2 protein-coding genes are annotated in these 1,022 nt (G+C 61.4%); both read left to right on the top strand.

The features are described 5' to 3' along the window. The first annotated feature begins 48 nt into the window (after nt 1-48). Nucleotides 49-363: a transposase gene (locus E3T51_RS02005; RefSeq protein ID WP_134477164.1), complete on the top strand. Its 315-nt coding sequence runs from the start codon at nt 49-51 to the stop codon at nt 361-363. Beyond that, a partial coding sequence (locus E3T51_RS02000; RefSeq protein WP_233193042.1) for an IS3 family transposase occupies nt 360-1,022 on the top strand: 663 nt, incomplete at its 3' end. The genes E3T51_RS02005 and E3T51_RS02000, both read left to right, overlap by 4 nt.

Below are 1,022 nucleotides of genomic sequence, written 5' to 3'. Positions count from 1 at the left end.
TGGCCTTGACCCCGTTGTGTGGACACCTCACAAGAGAGAATGTTCACTATGGCAAGATCACGTCGGGACTTCACCCCTGAGTACAAAGACGAGGCCGTGAAGCTGGTCGTCACCACGGGCAGAGCGGTCGCGACCGTCGCCCGCGAGCTCGGTATCAACGAGGCCACGTTGGGCCGCTGGGTGACCGCGTTCAAGGCCCGCAACGAGACCGGACAAGCCGAGGTGACGGAGTCCGAGAGGGCCGAGCTGCTGCGGCTGCGGAAGGAAAACGCGGATCTGAAGATGGACAGGGCGTTTCTAAAAAAAGCGTCCATCTTCTTCGCCCAGGAAGCCTCGGATACGAACGGCAAGCGTTCGAACTGATGCTGGCGGAGAAGACCAACTTCACCATCACCCGCATGGTCCGTCTCCTCGAGGTCTCCCGTTCTGGCTATTACGCGTGGATGGATCGTGCGCCCTCGCCGGCGGCGATCCGGCGGGAACACATCGAGCAGAAAGTCGCCTTCTTCCACGGCGATTCTGACGAAGTTTACGGGGCCCCGCGGATCCTTGTTGACCTGCGCGCAGACGGGGAGATCATCTCCCGCAAAACGGTGGCCAGGACCATGAAACGCCTGGGTTTGGCGGGGATCTGCCCGAAGAAATGGAAGACGACCACGATCATCGACCACGCTGACGCCTACCCGGTGGATGCCGTGAAACGGCAGTGGGATACCGGCGCTTTGAACCAGGTTTGGGTCGGCGATATTACCTACCTGAGGACGTGGGAGGGGTGGGTGTATTTGGCGACGGTCATCGACGCCCACAGTCGCCGCGTGATCGGTTGGGCTATCGCCGACCACATGCGCACCGACCTCATCCAGGACGCCCTGACGATGGCCATGGTCCTGCGCGGGGACCGCCCGCCGACGGTTATTTTTCACAGTGACCGTGGCACCCAATACGCTTCGGCTCAGATCACCGCATTCGCGGCCGCGAATGGCATCACCCGGTCGATGGGATACACCGGAATTTGCTGGGAT

This window comes from Cryobacterium serini (assembly GCF_004404025.1).
GTDB classification, from domain to species: Bacteria; Actinomycetota; Actinomycetes; order Actinomycetales; family Microbacteriaceae; genus Cryobacterium; species Cryobacterium serini.
The sequence above is the reverse complement of the archived record's forward strand: the minus strand, read 5'-3'. Positions and strand labels throughout refer to the sequence as shown.

Coding starts and splice junctions, on each gene's coding strand:
- E3T51_RS02005 (WP_134477164.1), top strand. CDS start 49: ATGGCAAGATCACGTCGGGACTTCACCCCTGAGTACAAAGACGAGGCC.